The sequence below is a fragment of the Bilifractor sp. LCP21S3_F8 genome, from assembly GCF_052117805.1.
Taxonomy (GTDB): Bacteria; Bacillota; Clostridia; order Lachnospirales; family Lachnospiraceae; genus Bilifractor.
The window spans coordinates 155,954-164,965 of sequence record NZ_JBQKIK010000004.1; the positions used below are offsets into that span (position 1 = coordinate 155,954).

Here is a 9,012-nt window from a genome sequence, read left to right on the forward strand (position 1 = left end):
CGCAAAGCAAACGGATTTATTTTGAAATGGAGTATGACATGGCAAAAAAAGACAGTTACAATGCATCGAGTATTCATGTTCTCGAAGGACTGGATGCGGTCCGCATGCGTCCCGGAATGTATATCGGAAGTACGGGGCGTAAGGGCCTGAATCATCTGATCTATGAGATCGTGGATAACTCCGTGGATGAGCATCTGGCAGGCTTCTGCTCGAAAATCAGTGTGGTGCTTGAAGCGGACGGTTCGTGCACCGTAACTGATAACGGGCGCGGAATTCCGGTCGGGATGCATGAAAAAGGAATGCCGGCGGAACGGCTGGTGCTTACCACTCTGCATGCCGGCGGAAAGTTTGACAACGAGGTGTACAAGACCTCCGGCGGACTTCACGGCGTTGGCTCCTCTGTTGTAAACGCGCTTTCCGTATATATGGATGTGCAGATCAGCAGAGACGGCTATATCTGGCACGACCGGTTCGAAAAGGGAAAGCCCGTGCTGGAGCTGGACAGCAGCGGCCTATTGCCTAAGCTTGGAAAAACGAAAGAGACGGGGACACGGATTAATTTTCTTCCGGACGGCGAGATTTTTGAGAAAACCAGATTTTCGGCGGAGGATTTGAAGAGCCGGCTGCATGAGACAACCTATCTGAACCCGGCTCTTGTCATCGAATTTGAAGATAAGAGGGATGGGAAGGATGAGAAGATCACCTTCTCCGAGCCGGAGGGAATCGTCGGATTCGTAAAGGAAATGAATAAGAACGAGGAGACGCTTCACGACCCGGTGTATTTCAAGGGAGAGGCGGACGGAATCCAGGTGGAGGTTGCTTTTCAGTACATCCGTGCCTTTCAGGAGAATGTTCTCGGATTCTGCAACAACATCTTCAACTCCGAGGGCGGTACTCATATCACGGGATTCAAGACGCAGTTCACGCTGACGATGAACAGCTATGCGAGAGAGCTGGGTGTTCTGAAGGACAAGGACGCAAACTTCACCGGAGCAGACATCCGCAACGGGATGACTGCTGTGGTTTCTATCAAGCATCCGGATCCGAGGTTCGAGGGACAGACAAAGACGAAGCTCGATAATCCGGATGCCGCGAAGGCGGTCAGTAAGGTTACCGGCGATGAGGTGGTGCGATATTTTGACCGCAATCTGCCGGTCCTGAAGACTATTCTGGAGTGCGCCGAGCGTTCGGCAAAGATCCGGCGTACCGAGGAAAAGGCCAAGACCAATATGCTGACGAAGCAGAAGTATTCCTTCGATGCCAACGGGAAGCTGGCGAACTGCGAGAGCAGGGATGCATCAAAGTGTGAGATTTTTATCGTCGAGGGAGATTCGGCCGGAGGGTCCGCGAAGATGGCCAGAAACCGGAATTTTCAGGCAATTTTCCCGATCCGCGGAAAGATCCTGAATGTGGAAAAAGCAACCATGGACAAGGTTCTGGCAAATGCGGAGATCAAGGGAATGATCAATGCCTTCGGGTGTGGATTTTCCGAAGGGTACGGCAACGACTTCGACATTACAAAGCTCCGTTACGACAAAATTATCATTATGGCCGATGCGGATGTTGACGGAGCTCATATATCGACATTGCTGCTCACGCTGTTCTACCGTTTTATGCCGGAGCTGATCTATCAGGGACATGTCTATATCGCCATGCCGCCGCTTTACAAGACCATTCCCTCGAAGGGTGAGGGGGAGTACCTGTACGATGACAAGGCGCTGGAAAAATACAGGAAAAATCATGCGGGAGAGAAGTTCACGCTGCAGCGGTACAAGGGTCTCGGAGAGATGGATCCCCAGCAGCTTTGGGATACCACACTGAATCCGGAAACAAGACGGATGCGGCGGGTGGAGATCGAGGACGCGCGCATGGCTTCTGAGACAACGGAGATACTTATGGGCACAAATGTTCAGCCGAGAAAGAAGTTCATCTATGATCATGCGACGGACGCAGAGCTGGATGTCTAAGAGGGAGAGAAGCATTAAATGGAAGAAATTATCAGAACCGAATATTCGGAGTTGATGCAGAAATCCTACATCGACTACGCGATGAGCGTCATCATCGCCAGAGCCTTGCCTGATGTCCGCGACGGCCTGAAGCCGGTGCAGAGGCGGGTGCTGTACGACATGATGGAGCTCGGGACCTACTATGACAGGGCTTACCGGAAATCCGCACGTATTGTCGGCGATACCATGGGTAAGTATCATCCGCACGGCGACAGTTCCATCTATGATGCACTCGTCGTGATGGCACAGGATTTCAAAAAGGGGCAGGTGCTGGTGGACGGCCACGGAAACTTCGGCTCCATTGAGGGAGACGGAGCAGCTGCCATGCGTTACACGGAGGCGCGTCTTGCGAAGATTGCGCAGGAGGTCTATCTGAAGGATCTCGACAAGGATGTGGTAAGCTTTGTTCCGAACTTCGATGAGACCGAAAAAGAGCCGGAGGTGCTCCCGGTCCGCATTCCGAACATTCTGGTCAACGGCTCTGACGGAATTGCCGTCGGCATGGCGACCAGCATACCTCCACATAATCTGGGAGAAGTGATCGATGCGGCCCGTGCCTATATCCGGAACAATAAGCTCACGAGCACACAGCTGATGAAATACATCAAGGGACCGGATTTTCCGACCGGCGGAATTGTCGTGAACCAGAAGGATCTGGCGTCCATATATGAGACGGGGTCCGGCAAGATCAGAATTCGCGGGAAGGTCGAGGTGGAGAAGGGCAAGAACGGGAAACAGCTCCTCGTCATCACGGAAATTCCCTACACCATGATCGGAGCGAACATCGGGAAATTCCTGATGGATGTGGCGGATCTGGTAGAGAGCCGGCAGGCACCGGAAATTACCGACATTTCAAATCAGTCCTCCAAGGACGGCATCCGGATCGTACTGGAACTTAGAAAAGGCGCGGACGTAGAACGGCTCAAGAACCTTCTCTACAAGAAAACCAGGCTGGAGGATACGTTCGGCGTCAATATGCTCGCAGTCGCAGGCGGGAAGCCGGAGACGCTGGGATTGAAGCAGATCCTCGATCACTTCGTGGATTTCCAGTTTGATCTGTCGACTCGGAAGTACCGGAAGCTCCTGGCGAAGGAGATGGAGAAGAAGGAGATCCAGGAGGGACTGATCAAGGCGGTTGACGTCATCGATCTGATCATTGAGATCCTGCGCGGCAGTAAAAACCAGAAGATGGCGAAGGATTGTCTGACCATGGGTGTGACGGAAGGGATTACCTTCCGTCATAAGAACAGTGAGAAGCAGGCCAGTCAGCTCTGCTTCACCCAGCGGCAGGCGCAGGCTATTCTCGATATGCGCCTGGCAAAGCTGATCGGTCTGGAGCTTGAGGCATTGTATAAGGAAAATGAGGAGACACTGGAGAAAATCGCCCGTTATGACAAGATCCTGAACGATTACGATACGATGGCGGAGGTGATCCTCGATGATCTGGCCGCAATCAAAAAGGAATATGGCCGTCCGAGAAGAACCTTCATCACGAATGCGGAGACGGTGGTCGCGGAGGAACCGGAAGAGGAGGAGACCGAGCTGGTGTTCCTTATGGACCGTTTCGGCTACGCAAGGACGATTGACGTGTCAGTCTACGAGCGGAACAAGGAGTCGGCGGACGCGGAGAGCCGGTATCTGTTTCACTGCATGAATACGGATAAGATCTGCATCTTCACCGACCTGGGTGTGATGCACACGATAAAGGTGAAGGATCTTCCTTTTACGAAATTCCGCGACAAGGGAACGCCCATCGATAATCTCTGCAACTATTCGACGGAAAACGAGCAGGTTATTTTCGCGGCACCCATGACTGAGGTCATCGGCAGGAAGCTGATTTTCGTGACTGCCGGAGGCATGGCGAAGGTGACCGACGGAAATGAATTCAACGTCACCAGGCGTTCAATCGCCGCGACAAAGCTGGCGGACGACAAGGACCGGGCGGCGTTTGTCGCCTATGCGGATGCCGGGGACTATCTCGTCCTGCAGAGCAGGGACGGCTATTTCCTCAGGATTTCCATGGCAGAGATTCCGGAGAAGAAAAAGGGAGCGCTCGGGGTGCGCGCCATGAAGCTTACGGCAGGAGACGAGGTGGAGGAAGGCTATCTCGTGACCGGACATAAAGAGCTGGATATCGAATACCGGGGAAAGAAAATCTCTCTGAATAAAATCCGTCTGATGAAGCGGGACAGCAGGGGAACCAGAGTCAAGGTGTAAAAACGGAATAATCCGCAGAGGATACGTTTTGCAGGATTTCGCCAGACGGGATGGGTGCTGTTATCTGTCTGTGCCTGACCCGGTAAGGAGGAAGTTCTCTCAGACTCACATGGGACTGCAAAATTTAGCGAATGAAATGCAAAATGTGTCTTTACAATCGATTCCTTAATCACTAAAATGTAGCGTGCTACACAATAAATGTAGCACGCTACATTTGTGCGCAGATATGCTGGCCTATCAATCATAGGATGGAAAGCATAACAAATATAAATCAGAAATTACGGTATACAAAGATGGAAAAAAGAGAAGCAACAGTAACGGAAGAGAGACTGCCGAAAAGGAGAAGGGAGGAAGCTTGTGATTCAGGACGTCCGGCGGGTGAGGAGGAGCGGCAGGAATCTGTGATACCGCTTCTGTTAATGAAAATCAACCAGCAGCTGAGAGCAAGCGCGGATCGAAATCTTGAGGAATGGGGTCTGACGCTTTCGCAGGCGCGTGTTCTCCATGTGATTGGCGAACATGGGGGCAGCGTCGCGCAAAGAGAACTGGAGCGGATCCTTGAGGTTTCCCATCCTACAGTGGTGGGATTGGTCTCGAGAATGCAGAAGAATGGATTTGTGAATATATCGATTGATACAAAGGACCATAGGAATAAAATCGTATCTTTTGCAGAAAAAGCATACAGGCATAAGGTAAGTCTGCGATGGCAGCATCTGGATGTGGATGATCATTTGCTTCGGGGTATGACGGAGGAAGAAATTCGGCAGGCCGAAATACTGCTTCGAAGGATGTACCGCAATGTCCAGGACTGGGAAGAGGGCCGTGCATAAGAGAAGGTACAGCAATAAGTAAAAATTACAGAGATCTCATTATCTGTATAAAGAGGGAAGGGAATCTCTGTTCGCAATAGATATTCATACAGAAAGAGAGGATTTACAGGTGCTAAAAACATTAATGAAAAGTCTGAGAGAGTATAAGACTCCCTCCCTGCTTTCACCGCTGTTTGTTACCTTCGAGGTTATTCTGGAATGTATCATCCCGCTGGTGATGGCTTCTTTGATTGACCACATGAAGGGCGCTTCCCTGACGCCTGTGTTTCAGGACGGTATTGTCCTGATTATTCTGGCAATGGCTTCCCTGTACTGCGGACGCAGAGCAGCCATCGAGGCGGCAAAAGGATCTGCCGGTTTTGCGAAAAATCTTCGGCAGGACATCTATTTTAACATTCAGTCGTTTTCCTTTGCGGATGTAGACAGGTTTTCCACAGCTTCGCTTGTAACCCGTATGACGACAGATGTTACAAACGTGCAGACGGCCTTTCAGATGGTAATTCGCGGCGCGGTGCGGACGCCTCTGATGATCATCTTTTCGATTGTGATGTCTCTTACGATCAATGTCCGGATGGCCCTGATTTTTATAGCGGTCATACCTTTCCTCGCTTTAGTTCTGTTTGGCATTGTTTTGTATATTCATCCGGTTTTTGTAAGAATCTTCAAGAAATATGATGCCATGAACAATTCCGTGCAGGAAAATGTGGGCGGAATCCGAGTGGTAAAATCGTTTGTCCGGGAGGATTACGAAAAAGAGAAGTTCCATAAGAGATCCGAGGATGTCTGCAGGGATTTCACTTTCGCTGAAAAGGTTCTTGCGTGGAACAATCCGACGATGGTCTTCAGCATCAGTCTCACAATGGTGCTGGTCAGCTTTATCGGAGCCCGGATAATCATTACCACAAAGGGATCGTCCCTGAGTACGGGCCAGTTATCTTCGCTGATCACATATGGAATCCAGATCCTGATTTCCATGATGATGCTTTCCATGGTTTTTGTCCTGATTATTATCTCGCAGGAGTCTGCCAACCGAATCGTTGAGGTCCTGAAATACCAGAGCACCTTGACCTCACCGGAGAACGGAAAGACTGAAATTGCGGACGGATCGGTTGTGTTTGAAAATGTATCCTTCAAATATTCCGAGAGGAGCAAGAGATTTGCGCTGTCTGACGTAAATCTGCAGATCCCCTCTGGTTCCTCTCTGGGAATCATCGGAGGCACGGGTTCTTCAAAGACCACATTAATTCAGCTGATTTCCAGACTGTATGATGTGACAGAAGGAGCGGTGAAGGTCGGCGGAACGGATGTGCGTCAGTACGATCTGGACGCGCTGCGCAATCAGGTAGCGGTTGTGCTTCAGAAGAATGTCCTCTTCTCAGGTACCATCAAGGACAATATGCGCTGGGGCGATAAAAACGCGACGGATGAGGAAATTGTCCATGCCTGCAGGCTTGCGCAGGCCGATGAGTTTATTCAGCAGTTCCCGCAGAAGTATGATACCTATATTGAACAGGGCGGTACAAATGTATCGGGCGGACAGAAGCAGAGACTCTGCATTGCGCGGGCGCTTCTGAAGAAACCGAAGATTCTGATTCTGGATGATTCCACATCCGCGGTAGATACAAAGACCGATGCACTGATCCGGAAGGCTTTCCGGGAGGAAATCCCGGATACGACAAGAATCATCATCGCGCAGCGTATTTCTTCCGTTCATGATTGTGACAACATTATTGTGCTGGACGGCGGAAGGATCGTGGAGCAGGGCAGTCACGATCAGCTGATCGCAGCCAATGGAATATATAAAGAAATTTTTGATTCGCAGACCATGAGAAAGGAGGAAAACTGATATGCCGAGAGGAAAAGCAAAGATTACACCGGTCAAAAAGGGAACAGCCGGACGTCTGTTTCGATATATTTTTTCCCATTACAAGGCCAGAATGATTCTGGTTATAATCTGTATCGTGATCGCGGGCGTTTCTTCTACCGGAGCTACGTTCTTTCTGCAGCGACTGATTGATGATGTCATCACCCCGGGCATGAAGACCGGACTTACTGCGGTATGGCCAAAGCTTGTCCGTACGGTTATAGGGATGGCGGTCATCTACGGTGCCGGAGTTGTCGCATCCTTTCTCTATACGAGAAGCATGGCAACAGTGACGCAGGGAACGCTTATGAACTTCCGGAATGATATGTTTGATAAGATGCAGTCTCTGCCAATCAAATATTTTGACACGCATGCGCATGGAGATATCATGAGTACCTACACGAATGATACCGATGCCATCCGCCAGCTGATCGGACAGAGCCTTCCGATGGTTACACAATCGGTTCTTACCATTATTGCGATTGCCTTTATGATGCTGTACTATAGCTTCTGGCTGTCGCTTCTGGTAGCTCTTTCCATTGTTCTGATGCTTCGAGTGGCCCGGAAATATGCCGCCGCTTCTTCGAAATACATGATGCGGCAGCAGATTTCACTTGCAAAGGAAGAGGGATTTGTTGAGGAAATGATGGAAGGAACCAAGGTAATTAAGGTCTTCTGTCATGAAGGGGAGAGCAAAAAGGATTTCCTGAAAATTAACGAGCAGCTCTTTGAGGACAGCAATGAGGCAAATAAGGCGGGAAACGTGCTGATGCCGATTTTGTCCAATATGGGCAACCTTATGTATGTGCTGATCGCCTTTGTCGGCGCGATCATGGTATTTGAGGGAGCCACAAACGTCGGATTTTCCGGTTTTGGACTGATGACGGCAGGTATCATCATTTCCTATCTCGGCATGGCCCGTCAGCTGTCACAGACAATCGGTCAGATTTCCATGCAGGTGCCGATGATCGCCATGGGTATCGCCGGCGCCGGCCGTGTGTTTGAACTGATTGATCAGGAACCCGAAAAGGATGACGGATATGTGACGCTTGTCAGATGCAAAAAAGGAGAGGACGGCTCCCTTGTTGAGACAAAGGAGAAGACCGATCTCTGGGCCTGGAAGCATTTCCACAAGGCGGATGGTACGACGACCTATACCATGCTGAAGGGTGATATTGAGTTGGAGCATGTGGATTTTGGATATACGCCGGAGAAGCAGGTGCTGTATGATGTATCGCTCTATGCGAAGCCGGGACAGAAAATTGCGTTTGTAGGAGCAACCGGTGCCGGTAAGACAACCATTACGAACCTGATCAACCGTTTCTATGATATTCCGGATGGCAAGATCCGGTATGACGGCATCAACATCAACAAAATCCGTAAACCGGATCTCCGACACTCTCTCGGAATCGTCCTGCAGGACGTAAATTTGTTCACCGGCACGGTTATGGAAAATATTCGATACGGAAGGCTGGACGCCACGGATGAAGAATGCATCGCGGCGGCAAAGCTGGCGAACGCGGATGATTTCATCACAAGACTTCCGGATGGATATGATACAATGCTCACTGCAAACGGGGCGCAGCTTTCACAGGGACAGAGACAGCTGATTTCTATTGCGAGAGCCGCCGTAGCCGACCCGCCGGCCATGATTCTGGACGAGGCGACCTCCTCCATTGATACCAGAACAGAAGCGCTTGTTCAGAAGGGAATGGATAATCTGATGAAGGGCAGGACGGTGTTTGTCATTGCACACAGACTTTCCACCGTACGGAACAGTGACGCGATTATGGTTCTGGATCACGGCCACATCATCGAGCGCGGAACGCACGAGCAGCTGCTCGAGCAGAGGGGAACGTACTACCAGCTCTATACCGGAGCGTTTGAACTGGAATAAGAGAGAATATACCGGTTGTCGTCGCTAATGTTCTTGCCCACTGGTGAGCAAGCTCCCTGTGGGCCAAGAACATTGCGACTGGACTTATACAGTAAACCCCCATGCCCCGCAGGCGGAGCACCACAATAGATATAGCCTGTATTCTGAAAACCCATTATACTACCTCCTTATTTCGTGTATACTTATTATAACGGCATA

5 protein-coding genes are annotated in these 9,012 nt (G+C 50.4%); all 5 read left to right on the forward strand.

The window, feature by feature from the left end; genetic code table 11:
- Positions 1-38: 38 nt before the first annotated feature.
- The gene (locus ACTQ3A_RS03640) at positions 39-1,967 is read left to right on the forward strand and encodes a DNA gyrase/topoisomerase IV subunit B (RefSeq protein WP_441101207.1); all 1,929 of its coding nucleotides are present in this window, start codon (positions 39-41) and stop codon (positions 1,965-1,967) included.
- An 18-nt stretch (positions 1,968-1,985) separates the two neighbouring features.
- A complete protein-coding gene (locus tag ACTQ3A_RS03645; protein ID WP_441101208.1) occupies positions 1,986-4,223 on the forward strand; it encodes a DNA gyrase/topoisomerase IV subunit A in 2,238 nt (745 codons plus the stop codon).
- A 293-nt stretch (positions 4,224-4,516) separates the two neighbouring features.
- The gene (locus tag ACTQ3A_RS03650) at positions 4,517-5,053 is read left to right on the forward strand and encodes a MarR family winged helix-turn-helix transcriptional regulator (RefSeq protein ID WP_441101209.1); all 537 of its coding nucleotides are present in this window, start codon (positions 4,517-4,519) and stop codon (positions 5,051-5,053) included.
- Positions 5,054-5,177: 124 nt separating this feature from the next.
- Positions 5,178-6,899, forward strand: a complete 1,722-nt coding sequence (locus tag ACTQ3A_RS03655; RefSeq protein WP_441495244.1) for an ABC transporter ATP-binding protein — start codon at positions 5,178-5,180, stop codon at positions 6,897-6,899.
- A gap of 1 nt (position 6,900) precedes the next feature.
- A complete protein-coding gene (locus ACTQ3A_RS03660; protein ID WP_441101211.1) occupies positions 6,901-8,814 on the forward strand; it encodes an ABC transporter ATP-binding protein in 1,914 nt (637 codons plus the stop codon).
- Positions 8,815-9,012 lie beyond the last annotated feature (198 nt).

What these genes read in the sequence shown, in the direction of transcription:
- ACTQ3A_RS03640 (WP_441101207.1), top strand. Translation starts at nt 39, where the DNA reads ATGGCAAAAAAAGACAGTTACAATGCATCGAGTATTCATGTTCTCGAA.
- ACTQ3A_RS03650 (WP_441101209.1), top strand. Translation starts at nt 4,517, where the DNA reads ATGGAAAAAAGAGAAGCAACAGTAACGGAAGAGAGACTGCCGAAAAGG.
- ACTQ3A_RS03660 (WP_441101211.1), top strand. Translation starts at nt 6,901, where the DNA reads ATGCCGAGAGGAAAAGCAAAGATTACACCGGTCAAAAAGGGAACAGCC.
- ACTQ3A_RS03655 (WP_441495244.1), top strand. Translation starts at nt 5,178, where the DNA reads ATGAAAAGTCTGAGAGAGTATAAGACTCCCTCCCTGCTTTCACCGCTG.
- ACTQ3A_RS03645 (WP_441101208.1), top strand. Translation starts at nt 1,986, where the DNA reads ATGGAAGAAATTATCAGAACCGAATATTCGGAGTTGATGCAGAAATCC.